Origin of the sequence: Arthrobacter sp. S2(2024), from assembly GCF_036662515.1 — a bacterium.
Lineage (GTDB): Bacteria > Actinomycetota > Actinomycetes > Actinomycetales > Micrococcaceae > Arthrobacter.
In genome coordinates this window covers 221,696-246,823 of sequence record NZ_JAYKZI010000005.1, presented here as the reverse complement: position 1 = coordinate 246,823, position 25,128 = coordinate 221,696, and the positions used below count along the sequence as shown (strand labels likewise).

Below are 25,128 nucleotides of genomic sequence, written 5' to 3'. Positions count from 1 at the left end.
CCCGCGGCGACATAACTGCCGACGGCGGCGGTGAGCTTGCGCACAAAGCCGCGCCGGGCGCCCTCAAGACCGCCTCTCAGGACGGCCGTTCGAGGGCATCTTCAGGCGTCCACCCCGTTGCGGCGCATGAGCTTTTCGAAAGAGTCGTGGTAGTCGGACTGCAGCAGGATTTCTCCGTCCGCCTCTGCGTCGAGCAGCAATTGCATGTCATCAAGGGTGGGGTTGCTGAACCACTGCCCCACCGTGATGCCGTGTTTCGGCACAAACAGTTTGTGGATGTAGTCACCGGCCGAAATGGTGCCGGTCTTCACTACGCGCAGGTAGGTGCCGACCCGCCCTGCTTCGGTGAAGCGCTTGACCCACTGTGGTTCGTTCATGCGGCGCTGGAACGTTGCACACGGCACACGCGGGGACGTGACCTCGACTTCGACGTCCAAGCCGATCTTCCACCGTTCGCCGATCACCGCACCGCTGGTCTCGATTCCGGCAACGCGGAGGTTCTCCCCGAAGATCCCGGCGGGCATGTCCCGCTGGAGTTCATTCGCCCAGTAATCGGCATCCGCCTGGGAATACGCGTAGAGCGCCTGGTCCTCGCCGCCGTGGTGGATCCGGCTCGCCTGGATGTCGCCGTGGATTCCCAGCTTGTGGACCTTCACCGGCCCGTCAACGGGGCGCTTGTCAATGGCCGTCACTCCTACCGACCCTTCGGGATCGGGCAGGAGCTCGTATACCCGGCAAACAGCAAGCAACGATGCGGTATCCATGACTACAGTCTACGTACGCAGCTACGGATCGAAGCGATATCCCATGCCGGCCTCGGTATGGAGGTGTCGGGGCTGTGCAGGGTCGCGTTCGAGCTTGCGCCGGAGCTGGGCAATATAGACACGCAGGTACTGGGTCTCCTTGGCGTAGGCCTGTCCCCAGACCTGTGTGAGGATCTGCTGCTGGCTGACCAGCCGTCCGGCGTTGCGCACCAGCAATTCCAGGATGTTCCATTCCGTGGGCGTCAACCGGACTTCCGCGCCGTCTTTGGTGATCTTCTTTCCGGCCAGGTCAACCAGGAAGTCGGCGGTCTGGAGCGTCGGCGCTTCATGCCGGGGCGCTGCCCGCCTCGAGGCTGCACGGAGCCTGGCCAGGAGTTCGTCAAGGCCGAAGGGCTTGGTCACGTAGTCGTCGGCCCCGGCATCGAGGGCCTCAACTTTGTCTTCCGAACCGTGGCGGGCAGACAACACGATGATGGGCATGGTGCTCCAGCCGCGGATTCCCTTGATCACGTCCACGCCATCCATGTCCGGCAGGCCGAGATCGAGCACCACGATGTCCACGGGCTGCTGGGCCGCCGCCTTGAGTGCGTCCGCGCCGTTGCCGACGCTGATGGCACGGTAGCCGTGGGCATGGAGATTGATCTGCATTGCCCGGGCGATCTGGGCNAGCACCACGATGTCCACGGGCTGCTGGGCCGCCGCCTTGAGTGCGTCCGCGCCGTTGCCGACGCTGATGGCACGGTAGCCGTGGGCATGGAGATTGATCTGCATTGCCCGGGCGATCTGGGCTTCATCTTCCACGATCAGCACGAGGCTCATGGCCGCCCTCCCGTCCACAGAGGGAGTGTGACCACCATGGTCAGCCCGCCTCCCGGCGTCGCCTCGGCCATGAGCGTACCGCCCATGGCCTCGGTGAAGCCCTTGGCGACAGCGAGTCCCAGGCCGATTCCGCTGCGGCCGTCACGGCTGGATGGAGAATCATCGAGGCGTTGGAAAGGCTGGAAAAGCTCCAGCACGGCCGCGGGCGCTATCCCCGAGCCATGGTCCATCACCCGCAGTTCGCTGGCCGGCCGACCATCCACCATGATGCCCGCACCGGTCCGCGCCACCAGCACAACATCGGAATCGGGCGCGTATTTCACCGCGTTCTCCACGAGGTTCGCGACGACGCGTTCCAGCATCCCGGCGTCGGCCTCTATATACGGAAGGTTGGCCAGTAGCTCGTTGCGTATGCGCTCCCCCGGCACCCCGCGTAAAGCCTCCGGCAGGATCTGGTGCCAGCCCAGTCCGCGCAGCAGCGGGTTCACGGCATCCGCGGTGATACGGGACATGTCCAGCAGGTTATCCACCAAGTGATCCAAACGGTCCGCGTAGTCCTCGATAGTGGCCAATAGTTCGCGCTCGTCTTCGGGAGCAAAGGTCACGTCTTCCTGGCGCAGGCTGCTGACGGCAAGCTTGATGCCCGCCAAAGGAGTGCGGAGATCATGGGAGACGGCTCGCAGGATGGAGGTCCGCATCTTGTTGCCTTCCGCCAGGCGCGCGTTGTCCTGCCTGCTCTTGACCAGCTGCTGGCGCTCCCGCACGGCCACCACGAAGGCGCCGAACGCGGCGAGCATGCGGCGGTGCTGTTCGGAGAGCGGTCCGCCCCTGAGCAGGAGCGTGTAGTTGCGATCGACGACGGCGGCATGGTCGGCGGCCGCATGGGTCACCGGCGGTTGAATCCCGGAGCTTGCAAGGACCTTCCAACCCGGTCCGGTGGCGTCCGGCGAGTCAAACGTGGAGAGCAGCGTCATCGCTTCCATGCCGAGGTTGACGCGGATTTTGTCCAGGAACGACTCGAGGCTGCCGTCCGAGCTCAGGATACGAAGGGCCAATTCGCTCAGTGCCCTCGCCTCGGCTCCGGAATGCGCGGCTTCCTGGGCCCGTCGGGTCGCCAAACCGACGGCGAGCGCCACGCCGCACGCCACGGCAAGGAAGATGACCAGGGTGAAAAGCGTGGCGGGATCCGCGATGGATAGGGAGCCCACGGGATCGGCTGAGAAGTAGTTCAAGAGCATGCTGCCGAGGACGGCGGACACCACCGCCGGCCACAACCCGCCGATTGCGGCAACGGCGGCGGAGACGGCCAATTGGAAGAGCATGATCATGGCGAAGTTCCGGTATTGCAACGCGGAGACCAGGACTTCGATCGCAGAAGGTAGCAGCAGGGCCAGGACCAGGCCCGCCAGAATTCGGGGTCGCCCGATTCCCTTGACTGCCGGTAGCTGCAGCCCAATTGCGTTCACATCCGCGGCGGCCATGGCTCAATTCTGGCACGGCGCAGGTGCCGCGCCAGCGCCGACGGTCCTTACAGGACGCTGCGGGGAACATGTCCGGCCTTAGGATGCTGGCATGAGCCATTCAACGACGAATACCTCCGATGTCCTCGCCCTCGATTCCCTCTTGGGTTCCGAGGAACTGGAGCTTCGCGAGAAGGTACGCGATTTCACGGACCAGCGGATCCGGCCGAACATCGCCCGCTGGTACGAGGACGCGGTGTTCCCGCGGGAACTGCCGGCGGAACTCGGCGAACTCGGCGTCCTTGGCATGCATCTGGAGGGCTACGGCTGCCCCGGCCGCACCGCCGTCGAATACGGCGTTGCCGCCATGGAACTCGAGGCCGGCGATTCCGGCATCCGGACCTTCGTGTCCGTCCAAGGCTCCCTGGCCATGACGGCGATCCACAAGTGGGGCAGCGAAGAGCAGAAGGAACAATGGCTCCCGCGCATGGCTGCCGGCGAACTGATCGGCTGTTTTGCCTTGACGGAGCCGACGGCGGGTTCGGACCCGTCGTCCATGGCCAGCTTTGCGCGCCGCGACGGGACGGGCGACGACGCCGGCTGGGTGCTGAACGGTTCGAAGCGCTGGATCGGGATGGCATCGATCGCGGACGTCATGGTGGTGTGGGCAAACACCGACGACGGCATCCGGGGCTTCCTGGTTCCGGCCGGCACCCCGGGAGTCGCCGTGACTCCCATCGACGCGAAGCTCTCCATGCGTGCCTCGATCCAGTGCGATGTGGTGTTCGACGCCGTCCGGCTGGGTCCGGAGGCACTCCTCCCGGGTGCCATGGGACTCCGCGGCCCGTTCTCCTGCCTCAACGAGGCGCGGTACGGCATTGCCTGGGGTGCCATGGGCGCTGCCCGCGACTCCTACGAGGCCGCGCTCGAATATGCCGGAAGCCGCATGCAATTCGGCAAGCCCTTGGCCGGCTACCAGTTGACCCAGGAAAAGCTCGTGAACATGGTCCTGGAGATCCAGAAAGGTACCTTGCTCGCCCTGCACCTTGGGCGGCTCAAGGATGCGGGCAAACTGCACCCGGAGCAGATCTCGGCGGGCAAGCTCAACAATGTGCGGGAGGCAATCAAGATCGCCCGCGAAGCGCGCACCATCCTCGGTGGCAACGGCATCACGCTGGACTACCCGCCCATGCGCCATGCCAACAACCTGGAATCCGTGCGCACTTACGAAGGGACGGACGAGGTGCACACGCTGATCCTTGGCCAGCACATCACGGGGGTCCCGGCTTTCCGCTAGCTCCGCGCGCGGGGGGACCAGCCCAGCGAGCTAGGCTCCGACCGAAACCGGTTCCTTCTTTCCCGCGTCCTTGCGGATGGTGGCGCTGATGACGGCGGCCACCGTGCACATCGCTGCGGCGCCGATCCATGCGTAGGTGTAGTGGCCAGTGGCATCGCGGATGTAACCCGCGAGCAACGCGGCCGCAGCGGCCCCGAGCTGGTGCGCGGCAAAGACCCACCCGAACACCACCGAGCCGTCCGCGCCGAACACCTTCCGGCAGATGGCCGCCGTCGGGGGCACGGTGGCCACCCAGTCCAGGCCGTACACCACTACGAACAGGATCATGCTCGGTTGCACGGTGGAGCCCAGAAGCACGGGCAGCACCAACAGCCCAACCCCGCGGAACTGGTAATACACAGCCAGGAGCACCTTGGGATTGAAGCGGTCCGTCAACCAACCGGAGGCGATGGTGCCCACGATGTCGAAGATCCCGACGACGGCCAGCAACCCGGCCGCGGTGGTTTCCGGCATGCCGTGGTCGTGCGCCGAGGGGATGAAGTGGGTGCCGATCAGGCCGTTGGTGGTGGCACCGCAGATGGCGAAACCGGCAACCAGGGCCCAGAAGGTGCGCACTTTGCTGGCGCGTTTGAGGACCTGCAATGCCCGCACCGCCGCGTTGGGCGTCTTGGCGCCTTCCGCGTTGGCGGCTTCCGGGACCGGGGCGGGCTCCGCCGTCGTCGCTTGCTCTTCTTCGGCTCCGTAGGGCTGGACCCCGACGTCGGCAGGTGAGTTCTTCAGCCAGCGCAGCACGAGCGGCACTACGGCAAGCGCACCCGCTGCGATGAGGAGCGAGGCACCGCGCCAGCCCGGGCTCTGGGCAAGCACCGCGATGAAGGGCAGGAACACTAGCTGCCCGGCCGCGCTGCCCGCCGTCAGGATGCCGATCACGAGTCCGCGGTTCTTGGAGAACCACGTATTGGCGATGGTGGCCGCGAAAACCAAGGCCATGGAGCCGGTGCCCAGCCCGATCAGGACGCCCCAGGTCAGCAGGATCTGCCACGACTGGTTGACGAACACCGTCAGGGCGGAGCCGAGACCGATCAGGCAAAGGGCAATCGCGGTGACGGTGCGGATGCCGAAGCGTTCCATGAGCGCCGCAGCGAACGGTGCCGTGAGCCCGAACAACACCAGGTTGATGCTGACTGCGAGCGACAAGACGGTTGTTGACCAGCCGAATTCCTGTTGCAGCGGCACCATGAGCACACCGGGCGCCGCCCGGAAACCGGCCGCGCCTACGAGTGCCAGGAACGCGACGGCGGCGACCATCCAGGCGGGGTGGAGTCGCCACTTCCGAGGAGTCTTGCCAGCTGGTTTGCCGGCGGAAAGTTCGGTGGGATTGGGTGCGGTCATGCGGAGGGCTCCGATTCGTCCAGGAGGTCACGTCTGGCGGGGGCGGTGGCCAAGGCCAACGGGTGTTCGGATCGCGTGAGGCTATGCCAGCTGGTGTTGGCGGCGGTCAGGCGGGACCCACAATGGGAGCACGTATCGGCCGACACCGTCGGCAGTCCACAGCCGTTGTGGATCACGCGCATGTGGGCGTTGTCCGCCGGCGCATCGAGATGCTTTTCGGACCAGATGATGATGGCGTTCAAGACCGGCAAAGCATCTTCGCCCTTGGGCGTGAGGACGTACTCCTGGCGAGTGCGCGCGCCGTCCAGGTAGGGCCGTTGGGCAAGGAGGCCCGCTTCAACCAGCCAACCCAGTCTTTTGCTGAGGACGTTGTCCGCGATGTGGAGGCGGGTTTTGATGGCATCGAAGCGGCCGTTGCCGAAGAAGACTTCCCGTAACACCAGGCTTCCCCAGGGGTCCCCGAGGATATCGAGGCCACGAGCCAGGCTGCACGTCCGCTCGGACCAATCGGATCGTAAAGGCATGGTTCGAGATTAGCTGGCTTTTCTAAAGAAAGCTAGATTACTTGGTGAGGGGCTTTCAGTCGGTGATGTTGCCGATCGCCTGCTCGAGGTCCGCGATCAGGTCCTCGACGTCCTCGATGCCGCAGGAAAGCCGGATCAGGTTGACAGGCACGGCCAGCTCAGTGCCCTTGACCGAAGCGTGCGTCATCTCCGAGGGATAGTTCATGAGGGACTCGATGCCGCCCAGGGACTCGGCCAGAGTGAAGACCTGGGTGGACTCTGCCACCTTGCGGGCCGCAGCTTCGCCGCCCTTGAACTGCACGGAAATCATGCCGCCGAACTTCTTCATCTGCTTGGCCGCGAGCTCGTGGCCGGGGTGGGAAGGCAGTCCCGGATACAGCACGGCTTCAACTTCTGGACGCTCCAGCAACCACTCGGCCACGGCCTGGGCGTTCTCGCTGTGGCGGTCCATGCGCACGCCGAGCGTCTTGAGGCCACGCGTGGTCAGGAACGCATCCATGGGTCCGGACACGGCGCCGACAGCGAACTGCACGAAGCCGATCTTCTCTGCCAGTTCGGCGTCCTTGACCACGATCGCGCCGCCCACCACATCCGAGTGGCCGCCGATGTACTTGGTGGTCGAGTGGACCACGACGTCGGCACCCAGGGCGAGCGGGGTCTGCAAGTAGGGGGACGCAAAGGTGTTGTCGACCACCAGGAGGGCACCGGCGTCGTGCGCTACTTTGGCGAGCGCTTCGATATCGGTGATCTTCATCATGGGGTTGGAAGGCGTTTCCACCCAGACTATGCGGGTCTTGTTCGCCGCGACGGCCGCGGCAACGGCGTTCAGGTTGGACATGTCCACTGGTGTGTTGCCGATGCCCCACTCACCGAGCACGCGGTTGATGAGCCGGTAGGTTCCGCCATACGCGTCGTTGCCGAGGACGATGTGGTCGCCGGGCCGGGCAACAGCACGGATCAGTGAGTCCTCCGCTGCGAGGCCCGAGCTGAAGCTGAAGGCGTGGGTGCCGCCTTCGAGCGCGGCGAGCTGTTCCTGCAGCGCATCTCGGGTGGGGTTGCCGCCGCGGCCGTATTCGTAGCCGTCGCGCAAACCGCCTATGCCGTCCTGGGCATACGTCGAGCTGAAGTGCAGCGGCGGAACCACGGCGCCGGTGCGCGGTTCGAACGCCTGGCCGGCGTGGACGGCACGCGTGTTGAATCCTGCTTCGTTTGCAGACATATGAACTCCTAGTGTCAGTTGCTCAGGTAGGCGAGAAGGTCGTGGCGGGTCAGGATGCCCACGGGAGCTCCAACGAACGTCACCATGACGGTGTCGACGTCGGACAGCAGCTCGCGTGCGGCGGAAATGGTCTCCAGGGAGCCGATCACGGGCAGGCGCTCCCCCATGTGCTCGGAGATCTTGTCGGTCAATTTCGCCTCGCCACGGAACAGCTTGGAGGTCAGCGTGCGCTCATCGACAGCGCCGAGCACCTCGCCCATGACCACGGGCGGCTCCTGCGAGAGGACCGGGATGTGCGAGACCCCGAATTCGTTCATGATGTTGATGACATCGCGGACGGTCTCGTTGGGATGGATGTGGACGAGGTCCGGCATTTCGCCGGTCTTGGACTTCAGGACCTCGCCCACCGAGGCTTCCTCGCCGCCGGAGAGGAAGCCGTAGGAACGCATCCACTTGTCGTTGAAGATCTTCGCCAGGTAGCCACGGCCGGAGTCCGGCAGGATCACGACGACGACGGCTTCCTCGCCAAGGTCTTTGGCCACCTGCAACGCGGCAACCACTGCCATGCCCGAGGAACCCCCTACCAGGAGTCCTTCCTCGCGGGCCAGGCGCCTTGTCATCTCGAAGGAGTCGGCGTCGCTGACGGCGATGACATCATCCGGCACAGTCTTGTCGTAGTTGGCCGGCCACATGTCCTCGCCGACGCCCTCCACGAAGTAGGGCCGCCCCGTGCCGCCCGAGTAGACCGAGCCTGCCGGGTCCGCGCCGATGACCTTGACGCGGCCGCCGTCGGACTCCGGCCGGTTGGCGGACACATCCTTGAGGTAGCGCCCGGTGCCGGTGATGGTGCCGCCCGTCCCGGCGCCGATCACGACGTGGGTGATCTTCCCGTCGGTATCACGCCAGATCTCGGGCCCGGTGGTTTCGTAGTGGCTGCCGGGGGCTGCCGGGTTGGAGAACTGGTCCGGCTTGTAGGCTCCGGGGATCTCCGACACAAGCCGGTCGGAGACGCTGTAGTAGCTTTGCGGGCTGTCCGGGGCCACGGAAGTGGGCGTCACGACAACTTCGGCGCCGTACGCCTGAAGTACGGCACGCTTGTCCTCGCCCACTTTGTCCGGGACAACAAAGATGCATTTGTAGCCCTTTTGCTGGGCCACCAGGGCGAGTCCGACGCCGGTGTTGCCCGAGGTGGGTTCCACGATGGTTCCGCCCGGCTCGAGCTTTCCGTCCCGTTCCGCTTCCTCGATCATCTTCACCGCGATGCGGTCCTTGATGGAGCCACCGGGATTCACATATTCAAGCTTCACCAGAATGGTGGCTTTGATGTCCCCGGTCACGTGGTTGAGCTTGATGAGCGGTGTATTGCCAATGAGGTCCAGGACGGACTGGGCGTACTTCATAGGTACCAAGTTACCGCTTGGTCGGGACTGCTCCGGTGCAGCGGAGGACTCAGCACGTGGCACAGCTGACTCCGCCGGGCTCCGGATGCTCGATCGTCGTCGGAGACTTGCCGGCGCAGAGCGAGATGGCGCCGGGTTCCATGCGGGGCCTTCAGCTTGTGGTCGCCGATGCCCGCGCCGCACGCGAGGAATTGCTCGGCCGCGGGGTCGAGGCCAGCGAAATCACCGTCTTCGACGAGCGCGACGGCGGCACGTTCTTCGGCTTCAGCGATCCGGACGGCAACACGTGGGCGGTGCAGGAACTCAAGGTCCGGGCCGAGAAGCCGCTGATTCCGGCGGAGTCCCGCGGGCGCTTCGGAGAGTAGTTTCGGGAGCGTAGGGCCAGCTCCGCGTAAAGGGCCGGCCCGAGCAACCCACTCACTCTGCCGGTGCAGTGCCTCCTGCCGAAGAGTCCGTCTGCCAGAGGCCGAGGATGTTGCCTTCGGTGTCCTTGAAATAGGCGTAGTAACCCATGCCTGGAACGGCATCCTTGCCTTTGACCACAGAACCGCCTGCACTCTCGATTTGGCCAAGCGAAGCCTCGATGTCTTCGACGTCAACGGTGATGATGGGCGTCTTCAGTTCCTCTGTGCGCGGGAACAGTGCACCATTGATGGCCCCTGGCGCGCTCGGCATGCCCGTCTGCGGGTCCGAAGGCGTGGTGATGGCGATCGTGTAGTCCATTTCCTGCATGGGGTTGAGCATCCAGCCGAAGGCACCCTGGTAGAAAGTGTTGGCCCGCTCCTTGTCGTCCGCGGGGATTTCAAAATGCACTACACCGGCCATTGGTTCTCCTGAGATTGTCATGGAAGGCGCGGACGCCCCGCGCCACACGTGGAGTCTAGTCGGGTGGGTTTCGCGGCGTAAGGGCTTGAGCGCGGCTCTTTTCGAGTGTTGTCACACGAGCATGCGACCATGAATGAATGACCATCGTCGATGCCCCACCCGCCGCAGCGGCTGCGGCCGACGCATCCGTGCGATGGCACCCCGGCGGCCCCTTCGACCTCCTGCAGACCGTGGGAATCCTCATGCGCGGCAACGGCGATCCGTCCTTCGCTGCACGGCAGGACGGGGTGTGGATGGCCTTCACGACGCCGGACGGCCCGGCCACGCTGCGCCTCACCGCCGCGGGAACCGGCCAAGACACCCGTGTCGATGCCCAGGCGTGGGGCCCCGGCGCGGGCTCCGCCATTGCCTCCGTGCCTGCGTTGTTGGGGAGCGGGGACGACTGGTCCGGCTTTGATGACGCTGCGTTCCATGCCACCCTCCCGCGCATGGTCCGGGAAGCCCGACGCCGGAACCTCACCGTCCGTTTGCCCACCACCGGCCGCGTGGTGGACTCCCTCGTGCCCACGATTCTTGAGCAAAAGGTCACCACTATCGAAGCCCGCCGGGGCTACCGCTACCTGATGTACAGGTACGGCACCGCAGCGCCAAGCGCAGGCCGCCTCCCGACGTCGGGCCCCTCGGGGCTACTCGTGGCGCCGACCGCAGCCCAATGGTTAGCCATCCCTTCGTGGGAATGGCACAAGGCAGGCGTTGGTCCCCAGCGTTCGGCGACGGTCATGCGGGCGCTGCGATCCGCCGTCGCGCTTGAACGGCTCGCCTCACTCAGCGCGGTTGAAGCCTGGGCCAAGATGCAGACCATCCCGGGCATCGGCGTCTGGACGGCCGCCGAGGTGGTCCAGCGGACCCATGGCTGCCCTGATTCGATCGCGGTGGGCGACTACCATTTGGCCTCGTACGTCGGTTATGCGCTCACAGGCAGGAAGACGGACGACGCCGGAATGATCGCCCTCCTGGAACCGTGGCGTGGGCACCGGCAGCGGGTAGTCCGGATGCTCGGGCTCAGCGGCTTCCGCAAGCCGACCTTCGGACCACGGATGACCATCCAGGACCACCGAGGGCACTAACGCCACCAACGCCCCCCAACGCGGGGTCACTTACGGCCCATGTTGCCGCCCAACATGGGCCGTAAGTGACCCCGCGTTCGGAGTTTCGCGCGTTTGATCCGGACAATCAGGCCAGAGAACCCTTCGGCCAGATCATCGGCGTTGGCCTTGAAGTAGGACCAGCCGGCATTGGTGAACGCTTCGTCCCTCCGGTTGTCCCGTGTCTGCTGTTCCCGCGTGAGATGTGGTGCGCCGTCGTACTGCACGGCGATCCGAAACCGCCGGTACCCCAGGTCCGCGGACGGCGACCACGGATCGTCCGGGTCGAGGCGGAGCTGCAGTTCCGGTTCAGGCAATCGCGCATCCGACATTGCGAGCCGCAGGAATGTCTCCGGAAACGAATCTGCTCCAACCCGCATGTCTTCAAGGGCAAGCCGGGCCTTCTCCACGCCTTTCATGTTCGGATGCTGCCGGATCAGGAGCCGCAATCCTTCCTTGGTGGCGTAGGCCTCCGTCCTTCCTTCAAGGCCAGGCCGAGGCCTACGGATCAGCTGATCGCCCATGGCAATCACGTACCGCAGCGGCAACTGATGCGCCAGGTCAAGCCACGTCCGGGACGGGGAGGACACCGGGATACCGCCTATCTCCGTGACTTCGCCCTGGAGGACACGGACTCGGTGCCCCGTCACCCCGGTCCGGCGGACCCGGGGAAGCTCATGGGGCTTGCTCAGGTGGACCGTCTCGCAGTCGCCCAGCCACGGAGGAAGGCCGAGCCGGGTCAGTACCGCAGCGCTCTCATGGGACACCCAGGCGCCCGGTGTTGCCGCGGCAAGGACCCGCGCCTGTTCGGCAAACTCAAAGTCACGACCCGCAGGCAAGTAGATCAGCCGCCCGCCGTCGGACATATCCCTGGCCCGGAGCCGCTTCGGAGCGACGCCAAGCACGCGGGATTCATAGACCGTGAAAGGACGGTTACTAAGTTCCTCCGGCAGCGGCATGATGCGGACCATGGGATCCAGTTTGTCCGCAATTTGACCCCGGCAAGGAGTTATCCACAGGCTGACTTCCAAGCAAGCCAACGCGGGGTCACTTACGGCCCATGTTGCCGCCCAACATGGGCCGTAAGTGACCCCGCGTTGGAATTAGAGTCCAAGGCGGGTGATCGCTTCTTCGCGCATGTCGATCTTGCGCACCTTGCCGGACACCGTCATGGGGAAGCTCTCCCTGATGTCCACGTAGCGCGGGATCTTGTAGTGGGCCAATTTGCCGCGGCAGAACTCCTGCACTCCGTCCAAGTCCAACGCTGCTCCCGGTTTGAGGATGATGCAGGCCATCAGTTCCTCGCCGTACTTGGGGTCAGGCACCCCGATGACTTGGACGTCCTGGATGGCGGGATGGCGATACAGGAACTCCTCGATTTCGCGGGGATAGATGTTCTCCCCTCCGCGGATGACCATGTCCTTCATGCGGCCTTCGATGATGATGAAACCGTCCGGGTCCATCCGGGCGAGGTCGCCGGTGTGCATCCAGCCGTCGTCGTCGATGGCCTCGGCTGTCTTCTCCGGCTGGCCCCAATACCCGGCCATCACGGCGTAGCCCCGCGTGCACAGCTCGCCGATCCCCCCGCGTTCCAGGGTTTCGCCGGTGCCCGGATCCACGATCTTGGACTCGAGCCTGGGCATCGTGCGCCCTACAGTCGTGGTCCTTTGCTCCAGGGTGTCGGCCGCGAGGGTCATGGTGGATACGGGAGAAGTCTCGGTCATGCCGTAGCAAATGGCCACGTCCCGCATGTTCATCTCGGCGATGACACGCTCCATGACCTCGATAGGGCATAGTGAGCCGGCCATGACGCCGGTACGCAGCGTCGAGAGGTCGTAGGACGCGAAATCCGGCAAAGCCAGCTCGGCGATGAACATGGTGGGCACGCCATACAGCGAGGTCCCGCCGAAATCCTGCACCGCTTCCATGGCGGCGGCCGGGGTGAATCCGCGGCCGGGAATAATGGTGGCCGCCCCGAAGCTCAGGGCGTTCAGGTTCCCGATGACCATGCCGAAACAGTGGTAGAAAGGCACCGGAAGGACCACGCGGTCGCGTTCCGTGTATCCCAACAGCCTGCCGATTTGGTTGCCGTTGTTGAGGATGTTGTGGTGCGTCAGGGTGGCGCCCTTGGGGAAGCCCGTGGTCCCCGAGGTGTATTGCAGATTGATGGGATCGTGCGGGTCCAGCTCCGCCATCCGAGCCTTGAGCGCTGAGGGGACGACGTCGTCCGCCCGCTTGAGCAGTTCGGCGTACGTCAGCTCGGCGTCAGTTTGCGGTTCGCCTGCGTTAAGCATGTCCAGTCCCAGATCGGGAAGAAACACGAGCTCCCGAAGCTCGGGGCAACTGGTCAAGGCCTCCCGGGCCATGGCCGCATAGTCGCTGTTCTTGTCCGATGGCGCGGCCACCAGCATCCGCATGCCGTTTTGGCGGACCACGAATTCGAGTTCATGGCTGCGGTACGCCGGATTGACGTTGACCAGGATCGCCCCGACCTTCGCCGTGGCGTATTGCAGGATGGTCCATTCGGCGCAGTTCGGGCTCCAGATGCCTACCCTGTCACCCTTCGCGACGCCCATGGCGAGCAGCGCACGCGCGAGGCGATCGACGTCGTCGTTCAGTTTTTCGTAGCTCCAGCGCCTGGCCTCATCGCCCGGCACCACGGCGGCTTCGATGAGCGCGTCCCGCAACGGAAACCGCGCCGCGACGCGTTCGAAGTTGGCGCCGATGGTCTCTTCAAGCAGCGGGACGTCAGTGTCCCCGGCTGTGTAGGAAAGCATGAACGCACGCTACCAACTCCGGGGGGCCAAGAGAAGACTTTTGCTTGGAAGTCCTACAAAATATTTCAGGGCGTTGCCGGGCCAGCCGGTAATGTGAATCCCATGAGTGCACCCATTGACCTGCAGGCCACGTTCATTCCCAACGACGGCGAATTCTTCCGCGTGAAGCTCGCGCTGGAAATCGCGATCGACGAAGTGGTGAACGAACCCGGCTGCATCCGCTACGAGCTCACCGAAGCCAACGAGGACAAGCTGGTCCTGACCGAGCAGTGGGCATCCGAGGAGCACCTCGACACCCATTCCAAGGGCATCGCCGTCCAGGACCTCAACGAATCCCTCAGCGCCCTGCTCGCGGAGCCGGTGAAGCTCGAGCGCCTCTAACTAGCATCGGCTGTTGCCCACTGGAAAGTGGGCAACAGCCGATGGCGTTTGCTAGGAGTTTTCGGCGCGCTGCTTTGCGATGTGCGCGTGGACCTCATCCATGTCGAGACCCTTGACGGCCTCGATGACCTGCTCCAGCTGTGGTCCGTTCAGTGCGCCCGGCTGGGAGAACACGAGGACCTTTTCGCGGAAGGCCATGAGCGTGGGGATCGAGGAGATACCGGCTTCGGCGGCCAGCTGCTGCTCGGCCTCGGTGTCCACCTTGGCGAAGAAGACATCGTCATGCTTCTCGGAAGCAGCCTGGTATGTGGGGGCAAACTGCCTGCAAGGGCCGCACCACGCAGCCCAGAAATCCACCAGGACAATGTCATTGCCCTCGATGGTCGATGCGAACTGCTCGCCGGTGATGTCAACTGTAGCCATGCTTCCACGGTACGCGACCGCACCGCCTAAGTCGCGCTTGTTCGCTACCCGGCAAACCGGGAATAAAGCACGACGCCGGGCAGCTCGTTTGGGGCCGCCCGGTACCGTCGGCTAGTGCCAGAGGTGAGGGGCGGCCTTCCTGGCACCGGGGAGCGCGTTGTTCTCGCGCCACTCGTGGATCCATTCCGGAAGCTCGAGGTCCGCGGGGGGCTCGCCGAACTCGGCCAGGATTTCCTCCTGGCTCACGGGCCGGCCCTTGGCGACAAGCCGTGTGGCAATGTGCGCGCGGGCGTAGATCTCGCCGTCGGCCACCATTCGTTGTTCAAAGTAGATCGCCTTCGAATCGAGCCCGATGATCTTCGACTCGATGGTGTATTGCTGCCAGAGCTGCAACGACTTCCGGAACGCGATGGTCTCCCCAGCTGCCACGGGGCTCCAGCGGCGTCTGCGCATCTTTTGCCAGATCCCCGCGCGCACCATGAGGTCGAAGCGTCCAAGATCCATCAGCGAGAAATACATGCCGTTGTTGACATGCATCGCAATGTCGATGTCCGTGGGCAGCACTCGCATGGGCAAGGAAGACGTGCCCCAAACGCTGAGCCGGCTCCGCCTGGACGAGGTGAACAAGAGCAAGAGGGTTCGGAGAAGCAAATGCATAACCGCAATGTTACTCCGCAGTAACATTTCGGGACAACCCCGTTTTGTGTGTCGCTACATGGCATGTCGTTTACCGCCGGTTCACATGCCGAGGGAAGAATGTCTGAAACAAATTGCAGAAGGCACCAAGGAGATCCCGTGAGCACCACCCAAACCATCAGGGCACACGCAGAGGTGTGGCCGGAACTTCCGCTCCACCAGGAGTTGGTGTTGCAGGACACCCGCGGCAACAGGATCGTAGGCACCTTGGACGGCATGACCGAGGATCGCAGCACGCTCTGGATCCAGTTGTCCGGAGGCCTGGGCCGTCAACTCGTCCATCACCAGGACGGATACTGGCTGGAACCGGGCAGCGCGAGCTAACTGGGCTTTCGCCGTCGACACGCAAAATCCCTGTCGACACCGGAATTCGTGCGTCGAGAATCCACCAGCGCCGCGCAAAGGATTTTCCGCGTCGAACGGCCCCGCGCGCCTCGAACGGGGCCTCCCCAGAAAACACGGACAAAAAAATCCCCGGAACCATTGGTTCCGGGGATTTAATTTTGTGGCAGATGAGGGATTCGAACCCCCGTAGGCGTTGCCAGCTGATTTACAGTCAGCCCCCTTTGGCCGCTCGGGTAATCTGCCGAACTTCAAAGAAGTCACTCCCGATCATCGCTTCGTTTCCGATCCGGTAAGCGCGAGCAAGACAACCTTACAGAACTTCTGCCGAAGAATCGAATCGAGCCCTCAAGGGCCCAAAATCGGCGGAAATCTCAGGCTAACCAAGTATCCGTCCTGCAAGTTTGGCCTCGAAACTGGCCGCCTGCTCCAGCGTGATCTGGTTGAGCTGCACGGCCCGCAACAAGTCCGCGTGGACGCCATCCATCCGCGACGCCGCGTCCGGGACCGGGCTCAGGACCACGGAGGCGGCGAGCGCTGCGGCTGCAACCGCGCCTGCGGCCGTGGCGGCAGCGACTCCGATTGAACCGGCGGCGGCAGCGGCTGACTTGGTGACGTAGCGGACGGCCTGGTTGCTCATGGTGCTCCTTTTCAGGACGGGCTCTTCAAACTGATACAACTCTGTCGGGGCAGTCTCAGTTCCGGCCATGCGTGTGCTGTGAGCGAACTGTGAACGTTCAGCACACGCCGGGCGCTTCCGTACTAGGCTGGATGGCAGACAAAACCGCCCGTTTCCGGGCCACCCCCAACGATCACAAGGAGAGTCATGGCAGGCGAATCCACATTCGACGTCGTCAGCAAGGTAGACAAGCAGGAAGTCGCCAACGCGCTCCACCAGTCCCAGAAGGAAATCGCCCAGCGGTACGATTTCAAGGGCGTCGGCGCGGAGATCGACTTCAGCGGCGAGAAGATCCTCATGAAGGCCAACTCGGAGGACCGCATCCTCGCTGTCCTGGACGTGTTCCAGTCCAAGCTCATCAAGCGCGGCATCTCCCTGAAGTCCCTCGACCAGGGCGAGCCTTACCCCTCCGGCAAGGAATTCCGCCTGGAGTGCTCCATCAAGGAGGGCATTGCCCAGGACATCGCGAAGAAGATCAACAAGATCATCCGTGACGAAGCCCCTAAGTCCGTCAAGTCCCAGATCCAGGGCGACGAGCTCCGCGTCACCTCGAAGTCCCGCGATGACCTGCAGGAGACCATGAACATCCTCAAGAAGTTCGAAGAGGCCGATCTCCAGTTCGTGAACTTCCGCAGCTAGGACTCCGCGGCGGCCCAGGCCGCCATCCGGAAGTACGACGACGGCGCGTTGCCCCCTGAGCGGGCAGCGCGCCGTCGTCGTTAACGGAGACAGGCGCGTCACTGCAGGCAACTTTTTGGGGTCGAGGCCTGGCGAAGGCCCCGGGATTCCGCGACTGCACCGATCCGCGGAGGTCACAAGATTGCGGCGCGTGACATCCACCCCAAAATAATTACGACACGTTTCTTTTGCGCAATCCCTCCGAACGGGTACTGTACTTCCTTAGGTGAGCCTAAGTGTGGCTCCCCTAACGAAGGATTCCACATGACCGCGAACTTCCTGATCGGCCTGCGCGAGGGCCTTGAAGCCACCCTCGTTGTGGTCCTGCTCATGGCCTACCTGGTCAAGACGGGACGCCGCTCGCTGCTCCCCCGGCTCTGGGCCGGCGTCGGCATCGCCGTGGCCGTATCCATCGCCTTCGGCGCCTTGCTCACCTTCGGTCCGCAGGGACTGACTTTCGCCGCGCAAGAGGCGATCGGGGGCGGATTGTCGATTGCCGCCGTCGGGCTCGTCACCTGGATGGTCTTCTGGATGGCGCGCACCGCCCGCAGCCTCGGCGGCGAGCTGAAGTCGCAAGTGGACAAGATGGCCGACGGCGCCGCGTGGGGCCTCGTGGTGGTGGCGGCATTGGCGGTGGGCCGCGAAGGACTTGAGACTGCGCTGTTCCTTTGGGCTGCTGCCCAGGCCGCCGGCGAGTCGTCGCAGCCGCTGCTAGGCGCGCTACTCGGCCTGGCCGTCGCTGCCGGGCTCGGATACCTGCTGCATCGCGGCGTCCTCAAGGTCAACCTCTCGCGGTTCTTCACCTGGACCGGAGTCGGCCTCATCGTGATCGCGGGCGGTGTGCTCGCCTATGGCATCCATGACCTCCAGGAAGCCGGAATCCTGCCGGGGCTCCACACCCTCGCGTTCGACGTCTCCGCGGCCATCCCGCCGTCATCCTGGTACGGCACCCTGCTGAAGGGCACCCTCAACCTGTCCCCGGCCACCACGTGGCTCGAAGCCGGGGCCTGGCTGCTGTACGTGATCCCTGTGCTCTATTTCTACATCCGCACCAACGGTTCCTCGCCGCAACAGTCCACCGGCAACGCCCCGACGGCCCAAGCCGCCAACGCTGCCTAAAAGCTTCCCGCACCCCACAACAGAAGGAAACCCCCATGCCTGGCACTCCCCTGCCCAAAATGTCCCTGCCCACAACGGCTTCACGCCGCCGGACGTCCCTCGCCCTCGTCGCCGCTGCCGCCGCCGTTCCGCTCGTACTCACCGGCTGCACGGATAACACAAAGACGCCGGGCGCCAGCGCCTCCGCCGGACCGATCCAGGTCACCAGCACCAAAACCGAATGCAAAGTCTCCACGGGCAGCGTCCCCAGCGGCAACCTGAGCTTCGCGGTCAAGAACGACGGCACTGAAATTACCGAGTTCTACCTCCTCGCCGAGGACGGCCTGCGGATCGTCGGCGAAGTGGAGAACATCGGTCCCGGCCTGACCCGCAACCTGGTGGTCACTGCTCCCGCGGGCAAGTACACCACCGCCTGCAAGCCGGGCATGCAGGGCGACGGTATCCGAGCCGCCTTTGAGGTCACGGACTCCGGAAACAAGACCGGCGTCGATGCCGATTTCCAGAAGCTTGTGGACACTGGGGTTCAGCAGTACACGGCGTACGTCAAAGACCAGACTGAGCAGCTTGTGACCGGCACCAAGGCCTTCGCCGATGCCTACGCGGCGGGCGACGTAACGAAGGCCCGCGAACTGTACGCCGCAACCCGCATGCACTGGGAACGGATCGAACCCGTAGCGGAATCCTTCGGGGACCTCGACCCCAAACTCGATGCCCGCGAAGCCGACCTTGAACCGGGCCAGGAATGGACCGGCTGGCACCGCGCGGAGAAGGACTTGTTCCCGCCGTCGGGCTACACAGCGCTGACGGCCACCGAGCGGGCCAAAATCGCCACGCAGCTCGTTTCCGACACCGAGGAGCTCGGCAAGCGCACCCGCACTGTGGTGCTCTCCGCGGACAAGCTCGGCAACGGCGCCAAGGAGCTCCTGGACGAAGTCGCGCGCGGCAAGGTCACCGGCGAAGAAGAAATCTGGTCCCACACGGACCTCTGGGACTTCCAGGCCAACATCGACGGCGCGCGGATAGCGTTCGAAAACCTCAAACCTGCGCTCGCGCAGAAAGACCCGGCCCTGGCCACGAGCCTCGACGGGAAGTTCGCTGCCCTTGAGGCCGAACTCAAGAAGCACGCCAAGGGTGACGGCTTCGCGTACTACAACGAACTCAGCCCCGCCGAGGTCCAGCAGCTCGCCGCGCTGGTCGACGCCTTGGGAGAGCCGTTGTCCAAGCTCACCTCAGCCGTGGTCCTGTGAGCGGCTGCCCTTTCAACCACGAGACCGCTGAGGCGCCCGACGGCGGGACCGAGGCTGCCGCCGTCGGGCCGGCCAACGCGGCCGTTGCGTCCGCTGCCAAGGACGACGGCGGCAAGCGCGGCATGTCCCGTCGCGGACTGTTCTCCCTCGCCGGCGTGGGCGGTGTCGGTGCAGTGGCAGGCCTTGCCGCCGGATACCTCAGCCACGATGCGGTGGCAGCTGAGGCGGCCCCGGCCAGTGCTGCGAGCGACGTGGTTCCCTTTTACGGCGAGCGCCAGGCCGGGATCATCACTCCCGCCCAGGATCGCCTCCACATCGCTGCCTTCGACGTGACGGTCGAGGACCGCGCCGCACTGATCCAGCTCCTGAAGGACTGGACCGCCGCAGCCGAAGCCATGACCACCGGTCGCACGACCGGCGCGACTGGCGCCGTCGACGGCCCCTACGACGCGCCGCCTGAAGACACCGGGGAAGCCCTCGATCTGGCGGCCGGCAAGCTGACGTTGACGTTCGGCTTTGGCCCGGGCCTCTTCGAAAAGGACGGCAAGCCGCGCTTCGGGCTGGAGGGCCGCAGGCCCGATGCCCTGATCGACTTGCCGCATTTCCCCGGCGATGCCCTCGAGGCCGCGCGTACCGGCGGCGACATTGTGGTCCAGGCGTGCGCCGACGATCCGCAGGTCGCCGTGCACGCGATCCGGAACCTCGCACGCATCGGCTTCGGCAAGGTGCGCGTCCGCTGGTCCCAGCTGGGGTTCGGCCGCACCTCGTCGACCTCCCTGGCCCAGACCACCGCGCGCAACCTCTTCGGCTTCAAGGACGGCACGGCCAACCTGAAGTCGGAAGACACAGCACTCCTCAACGAGCACGTCTGGGCCACCGCCGGAACCCGCCCGGGTGAAGCGTGGATGGCGGGAGGCAGCTACCTTGTCTCCCGCCGGATTCGGATGCATATCGAGATCTGGGACCGGACCTCGCTCCGCGAACAGGAAGGGCTGATCGGCCGCACGAAAGGTGCCGGAGCGCCGTTGTCCGGAGGGGAAGAATTCACGGTGCCGGACTTCGCAATCAAGGGCCGCGATGGCGAGCCGCTGATTCCCATCGATTCCCACGTCCGCCTCGCCCACGCGGACCAGAACAACGGCGTGAAGATGCTTCGCCGCGGATACAACTACGCCGACGGTTCGGACGGGCTCGGCCACCTCGATGCAGGCCTGTTCTTCATCGCCTTCGTCAAGGACCCGCGGACGCACTACGTGCCCATGCAGATGACGATGGCAAAGAGCGACAAGCTGGCCCTGGAGTACCTCAAGCACACGGGCTCCGGCCTGTTCGCGGTGCCTCCGGGCATCAAGGCGGGCGGCTTCATTGGTGAGGGCTTGTTCGCATGAAGCCGCCCGTCGTCGGACGCGGCCGGTAGGGCGATCTACGGGACCGCTGGCTAGGAAAGCGGCCGTCCGGCCATCCGTTCGAGCCGCTCGATGCGCTCACGCATGGGCGGGTGGGTGGCGAACAGCTTGGTCATGGCACCGCCGCGGAACGGGTTGGCAATCATCAGGTGCGAAGTATTCACGAGGCGCTGATCCTGCGGCAGCGGCACCTGCTTCACGCCTGCTTCGATCCTGCGGAGGGCTGAGGCGAGCGCCAGCGGATCGCCGGTGAGCTCCGCGCCGTCGTGGTCGGCGTCGTACTCCCTGGTGCGGGAAATGGCGAGCTGGATCAGCGAGGCGGCAAACGGCGCCAGGAGGGCCATGGCGATCATGGCAAACGGGTTGGCGTTCCGCCGGTCCCCGCCGCCGAAGAACAGCAGCATTTGGCCCACCGAAGTAATGACGCCGGCGACGGCGGCCGCGATGGACGAAGTGAGGATGTCGCGGTTGTAGACGTGCATGAGTTCATGCCCGAGGACGCCGCGGAGTTCGCGCGCGTCGAGCAAGTTCAAGATCCCCGCGGTGCAGCACACGGCGGCGTTCTTGGGATTGCGTCCCGTGGCGAAGGCATTGGGGGTCATCGTCGGAGAAACGTAGATCCGCGGCATGGGTTGGTTGGCCCTCACGGAGAGCTCCCGGACGATTTGGTACAGCTGCGGTGCCTCCGCTTCCGAAACCGGGTACGCGGCCATGGAGCGGATGGCGATCTTGTCGCTGTTCCAATATCCATAAGCCGTTGTCGCGACGCCGATCACTGCCATGATCCAGATGGGTCCGGCGCTGCGCGTGCTCGCCCCGATCAGGGCACCGAGTCCCAGCAGCACCGCCCAGAGCACACCGAAGAGCGCTGCGGTCTTCAGGCCATTGTGATGATTATGCACTTCACTACTTTCTTGCAGTACGGCTTTTGGTTCTGTTCCGATTAACGCCGACGGCGGCCCGGACGTTCCGCCCAACTAGCTCGCATTTGTTGTCGTTCTGAACCACCATAACGACAACAACTGCGGGCTAGTTGGGCGCGGGGCTGGGTTCGGGCTAAGGCACCGGGTGGAGCGAATCGTACTGGAGGAATCCACGCTGACCGCGCGCCACCAGCCACGCAAGCACTGCGCACAGCACGCCGCCGAGAAGCAGCACCCAGCCTTCGCTGAGAACTTTCGTGACTCCACCGGAGAGCATGTCCCCCACGCGCGGACCACCGGAAACCACCACAATGAACACGCCTTGCAACCGTCCCCGCATGTGGTCCGGAGTGGCCGATTGCAGGATGGTCGTGCGGAAGACCGCGCTGACGGAGTCCGAGATCCCGGCAAGGGCACAACACAAGGCCGCCGGGATGATCCACAGCGTGACGCCATCGCGCCCTGCGTCCCCGGCCAGGACCACCACCAGCCCGAAAGCAGCAATCGAGAAGCCCCATCCTGCCACGGACCACACCACCGCGCTCCCCTGGCGCCGCACCCTCCCCAGGGGCCCGGAGAACAGTCCCGCCAGGAAGGCGCCGACGGCCACGGACGCGAGCAGCACACCCACAGTGGCGTCACCGCCCCCGATCATCGTGGCTCCGATCGCGGGCATGAGGGCACGGGGCTGGGCGCAGATCATCGCAATGAGGTCGATGATGAACGTCATGCGAAGGTTGGGCCGGGTGCCCAGGAAACGGAAGCCCTCGACGACGGAGCGCAGCCCGGGTGCCGACGCGTTCTCCGCCGCGGGAAGGGCCGGGAGCTTGAACAGGCTCCACAGCGCGAAGGCGAAGCTGAGCGCATCGATCGTGTAGGTCCAGCCAAAACCGCTCGACGCGACCAGCACACCGGCCAGCAGGGGGCCTGCCGTCATGGAAATGCCCATGTTGAGCATGCTCAACGCGTTGGCGGCGGGCAGCAGTTCCTTGCGGACCAGCAAGGGAATAATGGCGCTGCGTGCCGGTCCGTTGATGCCCTGCGCGCCGCTCTGGATAGCGACGAGGAGGAACAGGATCCAGACATTGTTGAGCTGGAACCAGGCCTGGAGTGCCAGGGCCACGCTGCAGGCCCACAGGACGAGGGACGCAACAATGGCGACCTTCCGCCGGTCATAGGCATCCGAAAGGGCGCCGCCGAACAAGCCCGCAATCACCAGCGGAACCAGGGCAAAGATGCTGAGCAGTCCCACGTAAAGGCTCTGTTGGGTGATGCTGTAGACCTCGAGGCTCACGGCAACCAGGGTCAGCTGGGATCCGACCATCGACACCGAAGACCCCAGCCACAGGCGGCGGAATGCGGGGCTTTCGCGAAGCGGGGTCATGTCAGCCAAGAGTTTTGCCACCGTCCAACCCTACCCACCAAGCCATCCGCCCTCCCGGAGCGCCGCGGGGGCAGGGTTCGCAGCTGCGGTGCGGTCCGCCGTCGGGCCCGAGTCCGGCCCGCGAGCGGGGTGCCGTCGCGCCCGAGTGCCGGCCCGCCGTCGGCGGGTTCATCCGAAGTTAGCCTCACCTTATTGTGAAGTACTCATAATAAGTGCTTCAATGGGCGTATGGCAGATCACACGGCAGACCAGGAAGAGTGGGCTTCCGCCCTGCATTCCCACGGACGCCGCGTGACCAAGCAGCGCTTGGCGGTCCTCGCGGCCGTTCAGCACAATCCACATTCCCCGGCCGAAGGCATCCTGGCTGCCGCGCGCAAGGAACTTCCCGAACTGACAGCGCAGTCTGTTTATGTGGTGCTGAGCGACCTCACGGACCTACAGATGCTGCGACGGTTCGAACCGCCCCACTCTCCCGCGCTGTATGAGACCCGAGTGGGCGACAACCACCACCACGCCGTCTGCATCAGTTGCGGCCGGGTGGAGGATGTCGACTGTGCCGTCGGCCATGCCCCGTGCCTCACCCCGCACTGGGATGAGCACTCCAAACCCATGACCATCCAGATCGCAGACGTCCTGTACCAAGGCATCTGCCAGGACTGCCAGGCCAAACAACAGCTTCCTACTCACACGCAAGTAACCACGAAATAGGAGAACGATGACCGCGAACATCTCGACCACCCAGTCGGGCGCCCCCGTCACCTCGGACGCGCATTCCAAGTCCGTTGGTGCCGATGGTGCCATCATCCTGACCGACCACTACCTGGTGGAAAAGCTCGCCCAGTTCAACCGCGAGCGCGTCCCGGAGCGTGTTGTCCACGCCAAGGGCGGCGGCGCTTTCGGTACCTTCAAGACTTCCTCGGATGTTTCCAAGTACACCAAGGCTGCTTTCTTGCAGCCCGGTGTCGAGACGGACATGCTCATCCGCTTCTCCTCCGTCGCAGGCGAGAACGGCTCCCCTGACACGTGGCGCGACCCCCGCGGCTTCGCCGTCAAGTTCTACACTTCCGAGGGCAACTACGACCTCGTGGGCAACAACACCCCGGTGTTCTTCATCCGCGACGGCATCAAGTTCCCGGATTTCATCCACTCCCAGAAGCGCCTCCCGGGCACCCACCTGCGCGACGCCGACATGCAGTGGGACTTCTGGACCCTCTCCCCCGAGTCCGCACACCAGGTCACCTGGCTCATGGGCGACCGCGGCCTGCCGGCTTCCTGGCGTGAAATGCAGGGCTACGGCTCGCACACCTACCAGTGGATCAACGCCGAGGGCGAGCGCTTCTGGGTCAAGTACCACTTCAAGTCCAACCAGGGCGTCAAGACCATCACGGGCGACCAGGCTGAAGAGCTGGCCGGTTCGGACGCGGACTTCTACATCCGCGACCTCCAAGAGAACATTGCCGCCGGCAACTTCCCGTCGTGGGAACTGCACGTCCAGGTCATGCCTTACGAAGACGCGAAGACCTACCGCTTCAACCCGTTCGACCTCACCAAGGTGTGGCCGCACGCGGACTACCCGCTGATCCACGTTGGCACCATGGAGCTCAACAAGAACCCGGATAACTACTTCGCGCAGATCGAGCAGGCCACCTTCGCGCCGTCGAACTTCGTTCCGGGCATCGCCGCCTCCCCGGACAAGATGCTGCAAGCCCGCATCTTCTCCTACGCCGACGCACACCGCTACCGCGTGGGCACGAACCACGCCCAGATCCCGGTAAACCAGCCGAAGAACCAGGTCAACAACTACAGCCAGGACGGCGCGGGACGCTACCTGTTCAACGCTCCTTCGGTTCCGGTCTACGCACCGAACTCCGTGGGTGGCCCGGCTGCTGTTGAGCCGCAGAACCCGGCCGGCGGCTGGGAGAACGACGGCGAGCTGACGCTCTCCGCACACTCCCTGCACGCCGAGGACGGCGACTTCGTCCAGGCTGGCGCGCTCTATCGCGAGGTGTACGACGACGGCGCCAAGGCCCGTCTGCTGGACACCATCACCGGCGCCGTCGGTGGCGTCAAGAGCGCCGACATCAAGGAACGCGCCATCCAGTACTGGACCAACGTGGACGCCGAACTCGGTGCCAAGCTGCGCGCCAACCTCGGCGCGGGCGAAGGCGAGTCGGCTGCGGAAGCAGCGAACAAGCTGTAACAACGGCCTCCAACGAAGCAACCCCGCT

Annotated in this window: 26 protein-coding genes and 1 tRNA gene; 11 read left to right on the top strand and 16 right to left on the bottom strand. The window is 64.7% G+C overall.

What is annotated here, in order from left to right:
• Window positions 1-101: 101 nt before the first annotated feature.
• The 3 genes from VLA65_RS13340 to VLA65_RS13330 all read right to left on the bottom strand — a co-directional run bounded on the left by VLA65_RS13340 (window position 102) and on the right by VLA65_RS13330 (window position 3,064).
• Window positions 102-764, bottom strand: a complete 663-nt coding sequence (locus VLA65_RS13340; RefSeq protein ID WP_332602782.1) for an MOSC domain-containing protein — start codon at window positions 762-764, stop codon at window positions 102-104.
• A gap of 21 nt (window positions 765-785) precedes the next feature.
• A complete protein-coding gene (locus VLA65_RS13335; protein WP_442880300.1) occupies window positions 786-1,412 on the bottom strand; it encodes a winged helix-turn-helix domain-containing protein in 627 nt (208 codons plus the stop codon).
• Between the two features lie 167 nt (window positions 1,413-1,579).
• Window positions 1,580-3,064, bottom strand: a complete 1,485-nt coding sequence (locus VLA65_RS13330; protein ID WP_306959011.1) for a sensor histidine kinase — start codon at window positions 3,062-3,064, stop codon at window positions 1,580-1,582.
• 91 nt (window positions 3,065-3,155) lie between these two features.
• Between VLA65_RS13330 and VLA65_RS13325 the strand changes: the two genes are divergently transcribed.
• The gene (locus VLA65_RS13325; protein WP_307052463.1) at window positions 3,156-4,340 is read left to right on the top strand and encodes an acyl-CoA dehydrogenase family protein; all 1,185 of its coding nucleotides are present in this window, start codon (window positions 3,156-3,158) and stop codon (window positions 4,338-4,340) included.
• Window positions 4,341-4,370: 30 nt separating this feature from the next.
• Here VLA65_RS13325 and VLA65_RS13320 read toward each other — a convergent pair whose 3' ends face one another.
• Genes VLA65_RS13320 through VLA65_RS13305 form a run of 4 tightly spaced genes read right to left on the bottom strand, consistent with a single transcriptional unit; the run spans window position 4,371 to window position 8,875 of the window.
• On the bottom strand, window positions 4,371-5,732 hold the full coding sequence (locus tag VLA65_RS13320; RefSeq protein WP_332602781.1) for an MFS transporter: 1,362 nt from the start codon (window positions 5,730-5,732) through the stop codon (window positions 4,371-4,373).
• On the bottom strand, window positions 5,729-6,256 hold the full coding sequence (locus tag VLA65_RS13315) for a winged helix-turn-helix transcriptional regulator (protein ID WP_332602780.1): 528 nt from the start codon (window positions 6,254-6,256) through the stop codon (window positions 5,729-5,731). The genes VLA65_RS13320 and VLA65_RS13315 overlap by 4 nt, the downstream gene beginning before the upstream one ends.
• A 55-nt stretch (window positions 6,257-6,311) precedes the next feature.
• The gene (locus VLA65_RS13310) at window positions 6,312-7,475 is read right to left on the bottom strand and encodes a cystathionine gamma-synthase (protein ID WP_284990999.1); all 1,164 of its coding nucleotides are present in this window, start codon (window positions 7,473-7,475) and stop codon (window positions 6,312-6,314) included.
• A 14-nt stretch (window positions 7,476-7,489) separates the two neighbouring features.
• Complete coding sequence (locus tag VLA65_RS13305; RefSeq protein WP_332602779.1) at window positions 7,490-8,875, bottom strand: cystathionine beta-synthase; 1,386 nt, start codon at window positions 8,873-8,875, stop codon at window positions 7,490-7,492.
• Window positions 8,876-8,931: 56 nt separating this feature from the next.
• Here VLA65_RS13305 and VLA65_RS13300 point away from each other — a divergent pair, with 56 nt between their 5' ends.
• Window positions 8,932-9,240, top strand: coding sequence for a VOC family protein (locus tag VLA65_RS13300; RefSeq protein WP_306959017.1), 309 nt, complete (start codon window positions 8,932-8,934; stop codon window positions 9,238-9,240).
• Between the two features lie 52 nt (window positions 9,241-9,292).
• Here VLA65_RS13300 and VLA65_RS13295 read toward each other — a convergent pair whose 3' ends face one another.
• Complete coding sequence (locus VLA65_RS13295) at window positions 9,293-9,700, bottom strand: VOC family protein (RefSeq protein ID WP_059387279.1); 408 nt, start codon at window positions 9,698-9,700, stop codon at window positions 9,293-9,295.
• Between the two features lie 137 nt (window positions 9,701-9,837).
• Here VLA65_RS13295 and VLA65_RS13290 point away from each other — a divergent pair, with 137 nt between their 5' ends.
• Complete coding sequence (locus VLA65_RS13290) at window positions 9,838-10,827, top strand: DNA-3-methyladenine glycosylase family protein (RefSeq protein ID WP_332602778.1); 990 nt, start codon at window positions 9,838-9,840, stop codon at window positions 10,825-10,827.
• A gap of 26 nt (window positions 10,828-10,853) precedes the next feature.
• Here the strand turns inward: VLA65_RS13290 and VLA65_RS13285 are convergent, their stop codons facing one another.
• On the bottom strand, window positions 10,854-11,816 hold the full coding sequence (locus tag VLA65_RS13285) for a hypothetical protein (protein ID WP_332602777.1): 963 nt from the start codon (window positions 11,814-11,816) through the stop codon (window positions 10,854-10,856).
• Window positions 11,817-11,948: 132 nt separating this feature from the next.
• Window positions 11,949-13,622, bottom strand: a complete 1,674-nt coding sequence (locus VLA65_RS13280) for an AMP-binding protein (protein ID WP_332602776.1) — start codon at window positions 13,620-13,622, stop codon at window positions 11,949-11,951.
• A gap of 102 nt (window positions 13,623-13,724) precedes the next feature.
• Here VLA65_RS13280 and VLA65_RS13275 point away from each other — a divergent pair, with 102 nt between their 5' ends.
• On the top strand, window positions 13,725-14,003 hold the full coding sequence (locus VLA65_RS13275; protein ID WP_059387275.1) for a putative quinol monooxygenase: 279 nt from the start codon (window positions 13,725-13,727) through the stop codon (window positions 14,001-14,003).
• A 51-nt stretch (window positions 14,004-14,054) separates the two neighbouring features.
• Here the strand turns inward: VLA65_RS13275 and VLA65_RS13270 are convergent, their stop codons facing one another.
• The gene (locus tag VLA65_RS13270) at window positions 14,055-14,426 is read right to left on the bottom strand and encodes a thioredoxin family protein (protein WP_059387274.1); all 372 of its coding nucleotides are present in this window, start codon (window positions 14,424-14,426) and stop codon (window positions 14,055-14,057) included.
• Window positions 14,427-14,537: 111 nt separating this feature from the next.
• Window positions 14,538-15,083, bottom strand: a complete 546-nt coding sequence (locus VLA65_RS13265; protein WP_059387273.1) for an acyl-CoA thioesterase — start codon at window positions 15,081-15,083, stop codon at window positions 14,538-14,540.
• A 138-nt stretch (window positions 15,084-15,221) separates the two neighbouring features.
• Here VLA65_RS13265 and VLA65_RS13260 point away from each other — a divergent pair, with 138 nt between their 5' ends.
• Window positions 15,222-15,446 carry a hypothetical protein gene (locus tag VLA65_RS13260; RefSeq protein ID WP_332602775.1) on the top strand — a complete coding sequence of 75 codons (225 nt, stop codon included), beginning with the start codon at window positions 15,222-15,224 and terminating at the stop codon, window positions 15,444-15,446.
• Between the two features lie 182 nt (window positions 15,447-15,628).
• On the opposite strand, the gene VLA65_RS13255 is transcribed toward VLA65_RS13260, so the two are convergent.
• Both VLA65_RS13255 and VLA65_RS13250 read right to left on the bottom strand, forming a co-directional pair.
• Window positions 15,629-15,710: transfer RNA gene (locus tag VLA65_RS13255), tRNA-Tyr, on the bottom strand.
• A gap of 133 nt (window positions 15,711-15,843) precedes the next feature.
• Window positions 15,844-16,104: a hypothetical protein gene (locus VLA65_RS13250; protein ID WP_306959021.1), complete on the bottom strand. Its 261-nt coding sequence runs from the start codon at window positions 16,102-16,104 to the stop codon at window positions 15,844-15,846.
• Window positions 16,105-16,290: 186 nt separating this feature from the next.
• Between VLA65_RS13250 and VLA65_RS13245 the strand changes: the two genes are divergently transcribed.
• From VLA65_RS13245 to efeB, 4 genes are all read left to right on the top strand, one after another.
• Window positions 16,291-16,782 carry a YajQ family cyclic di-GMP-binding protein gene (locus tag VLA65_RS13245; protein ID WP_059387254.1) on the top strand — a complete coding sequence of 164 codons (492 nt, stop codon included), beginning with the start codon at window positions 16,291-16,293 and terminating at the stop codon, window positions 16,780-16,782.
• A gap of 303 nt (window positions 16,783-17,085) precedes the next feature.
• On the top strand, window positions 17,086-17,940 hold the full coding sequence (efeU, locus tag VLA65_RS13240; protein ID WP_332602774.1) for an iron uptake transporter permease EfeU: 855 nt from the start codon (window positions 17,086-17,088) through the stop codon (window positions 17,938-17,940).
• A 35-nt stretch (window positions 17,941-17,975) separates the two neighbouring features.
• Window positions 17,976-19,187 carry an iron uptake system protein EfeO gene (efeO, locus tag VLA65_RS13235; RefSeq protein ID WP_332602773.1) on the top strand — a complete coding sequence of 404 codons (1,212 nt, stop codon included), beginning with the start codon at window positions 17,976-17,978 and terminating at the stop codon, window positions 19,185-19,187.
• Entirely contained in the window at window positions 19,184-20,575 is a 1,392-nt protein-coding gene (gene efeB, locus VLA65_RS13230; protein ID WP_332602772.1) for an iron uptake transporter deferrochelatase/peroxidase subunit, read from the top strand. Before efeO ends, efeB begins: the two co-directional genes overlap by 4 nt.
• A gap of 50 nt (window positions 20,576-20,625) precedes the next feature.
• Here efeB and htpX read toward each other — a convergent pair whose 3' ends face one another.
• Together htpX and VLA65_RS13220 are read right to left on the bottom strand one after the other, a co-directional pair.
• Window positions 20,626-21,495, bottom strand: a complete 870-nt coding sequence (gene htpX, locus VLA65_RS13225) for a zinc metalloprotease HtpX (RefSeq protein WP_332602771.1) — start codon at window positions 21,493-21,495, stop codon at window positions 20,626-20,628.
• Between the two features lie 154 nt (window positions 21,496-21,649).
• On the bottom strand, window positions 21,650-22,921 hold the full coding sequence (locus VLA65_RS13220) for an MFS transporter (RefSeq protein ID WP_332602770.1): 1,272 nt from the start codon (window positions 22,919-22,921) through the stop codon (window positions 21,650-21,652).
• Between the two features lie 207 nt (window positions 22,922-23,128).
• Here VLA65_RS13220 and VLA65_RS13215 point away from each other — a divergent pair, with 207 nt between their 5' ends.
• On the top strand, window positions 23,129-23,608 hold the full coding sequence (locus VLA65_RS13215) for a Fur family transcriptional regulator (RefSeq protein WP_332602769.1): 480 nt from the start codon (window positions 23,129-23,131) through the stop codon (window positions 23,606-23,608).
• A gap of 7 nt (window positions 23,609-23,615) precedes the next feature.
• A complete protein-coding gene (locus tag VLA65_RS13210) occupies window positions 23,616-25,100 on the top strand; it encodes a catalase (protein ID WP_332602768.1) in 1,485 nt (494 codons plus the stop codon).
• Window positions 25,101-25,128: the final 28 nt, after the last annotated feature.

What these genes read in the sequence shown, in the direction of transcription:
- VLA65_RS13340 (WP_332602782.1), bottom strand. Translation starts at nt 764, where the DNA reads ATGGATACCGCATCGTTGCTTGCTGTTTGCCGGGTATACGAGCTCCTG.
- VLA65_RS13335 (WP_442880300.1), bottom strand. Translation starts at nt 1,412, where the DNA reads ATGCAGATCAATCTCCATGCCCACGGCTACCGTGCCATCAGCGTCGGC.
- VLA65_RS13330 (WP_306959011.1), bottom strand. Translation starts at nt 3,064, where the DNA reads ATGGCCGCCGCGGATGTGAACGCAATTGGGCTGCAGCTACCGGCAGTC.
- VLA65_RS13325 (WP_307052463.1), top strand. Translation starts at nt 3,156, where the DNA reads ATGAGCCATTCAACGACGAATACCTCCGATGTCCTCGCCCTCGATTCC.
- VLA65_RS13320 (WP_332602781.1), bottom strand. Translation starts at nt 5,732, where the DNA reads ATGACCGCACCCAATCCCACCGAACTTTCCGCCGGCAAACCAGCTGGC.
- VLA65_RS13315 (WP_332602780.1), bottom strand. Translation starts at nt 6,256, where the DNA reads ATGCCTTTACGATCCGATTGGTCCGAGCGGACGTGCAGCCTGGCTCGT.
- VLA65_RS13310 (WP_284990999.1), bottom strand. Translation starts at nt 7,475, where the DNA reads ATGTCTGCAAACGAAGCAGGATTCAACACGCGTGCCGTCCACGCCGGC.
- VLA65_RS13305 (WP_332602779.1), bottom strand. Translation starts at nt 8,875, where the DNA reads ATGAAGTACGCCCAGTCCGTCCTGGACCTCATTGGCAATACACCGCTC.
- VLA65_RS13295 (WP_059387279.1), bottom strand. Translation starts at nt 9,700, where the DNA reads ATGGCCGGTGTAGTGCATTTTGAAATCCCCGCGGACGACAAGGAGCGG.
- VLA65_RS13290 (WP_332602778.1), top strand. Translation starts at nt 9,838, where the DNA reads ATGACCATCGTCGATGCCCCACCCGCCGCAGCGGCTGCGGCCGACGCA.
- VLA65_RS13285 (WP_332602777.1), bottom strand. Translation starts at nt 11,816, where the DNA reads ATGGTCCGCATCATGCCGCTGCCGGAGGAACTTAGTAACCGTCCTTTC.
- VLA65_RS13280 (WP_332602776.1), bottom strand. Translation starts at nt 13,622, where the DNA reads ATGCTTTCCTACACAGCCGGGGACACTGACGTCCCGCTGCTTGAAGAG.
- VLA65_RS13275 (WP_059387275.1), top strand. Translation starts at nt 13,725, where the DNA reads ATGAGTGCACCCATTGACCTGCAGGCCACGTTCATTCCCAACGACGGC.
- VLA65_RS13270 (WP_059387274.1), bottom strand. Translation starts at nt 14,426, where the DNA reads ATGGCTACAGTTGACATCACCGGCGAGCAGTTCGCATCGACCATCGAG.
- VLA65_RS13265 (WP_059387273.1), bottom strand. Translation starts at nt 15,083, where the DNA reads ATGCATTTGCTTCTCCGAACCCTCTTGCTCTTGTTCACCTCGTCCAGG.
- VLA65_RS13250 (WP_306959021.1), bottom strand. Translation starts at nt 16,104, where the DNA reads ATGAGCAACCAGGCCGTCCGCTACGTCACCAAGTCAGCCGCTGCCGCC.
- VLA65_RS13245 (WP_059387254.1), top strand. Translation starts at nt 16,291, where the DNA reads ATGGCAGGCGAATCCACATTCGACGTCGTCAGCAAGGTAGACAAGCAG.
- efeU (WP_332602774.1), top strand. Translation starts at nt 17,086, where the DNA reads ATGACCGCGAACTTCCTGATCGGCCTGCGCGAGGGCCTTGAAGCCACC.
- efeO (WP_332602773.1), top strand. Translation starts at nt 17,976, where the DNA reads ATGCCTGGCACTCCCCTGCCCAAAATGTCCCTGCCCACAACGGCTTCA.
- VLA65_RS13215 (WP_332602769.1), top strand. Translation starts at nt 23,129, where the DNA reads ATGGCAGATCACACGGCAGACCAGGAAGAGTGGGCTTCCGCCCTGCAT.
- VLA65_RS13210 (WP_332602768.1), top strand. Translation starts at nt 23,616, where the DNA reads ATGACCGCGAACATCTCGACCACCCAGTCGGGCGCCCCCGTCACCTCG.